The sequence below is a fragment of the Paraburkholderia solitsugae genome (assembly GCF_013177695.1).
In the GTDB taxonomy this organism is placed as follows: Bacteria; Pseudomonadota; Gammaproteobacteria; order Burkholderiales; family Burkholderiaceae; genus Paraburkholderia; species Paraburkholderia solitsugae.
The window spans coordinates 1-832 of record NZ_WOEY01000196.1; the positions used below are offsets into that span (position 1 = coordinate 1).

An 832-nucleotide genomic window follows, 5' to 3' on the forward strand; every position below is an offset into this window, starting at 1 on the left:
TCGCACGTATCCCCACCCCCGAACAGGAAGATGAGCGGCGGGTACACCGTGAACTCGATCGCCTGCGGCAGGAGCGCACTGCCCATAGCAACCGCATCCGCTCGCTGCTGGTACTCCACAACCTGCGGCCCGAGCGAATCGGTGGCCGCGCGTGGGCGCACTGGTGGGCGCAGCACACCACACAGCTGTTGCCAGCCCTGCGCGCCGAGATCGAACGCGAATTCGAACGGCTGTTGCTCGCTGCCAGGCAGATCAGGGCGCTCGAGGTACAGCAGCAGCGGAGGTGCGTAGCGGTGCGCAACCCGCAATTGCGCGGCTCGCGCACCTCGCGGGTATCGGCACCGGCAGTGCCTGGGTCCTGGTCAGGGAACTGTTCGGCTGGCGAGAGTTTCACAACCGCCGCGAACTGGCAGGCTGCCTGGGCCTGGCCCCGACGCCCTATGCCAGCGGTACCAGTGAAGTTGAGCAGGGCATCAGCAAGATCGGCAACAAGCGAGCCCGATGGCTGATGGTGGAACTGGCGTGGAGCTGGTTGCGCTTCCAGCGCAGCAGCCAGCTAAGCGACTGGTTCAACGAGCGCTTTGCGGGCGGCGGCAAGCGTATGCGACGCATCGGCATTGTGGCACTTGCCAGACGTCTCGCGGTCGCGCTATGGCGCTATCTGGAGTTCGGCGAGATTCCCCTCGGCGCAACCCTCAAGTCACCTGCCAGGAAGGTGCTGGCGAACTGAGCAAACGAACGTCGAGCGGCAACAGCGTCTGAAGGTTCGGCGCGCCCGGACAGTAAGCGGGTTACCTCAGGAGGTAACCGTAGTTTTAGATGGGGCGCGTCC

The 832-nt window shown here is 65.0% G+C and carries 1 pseudogene; it reads left to right on the forward strand.

Going from position 1 to position 832, the window contains the following annotated elements:
- A pseudogene (locus GNZ12_RS45820) lies at window positions 1-730 on the forward strand (IS110 family transposase); the annotation flags it as partial.
- Window positions 731-832 lie beyond the last annotated feature (102 nt).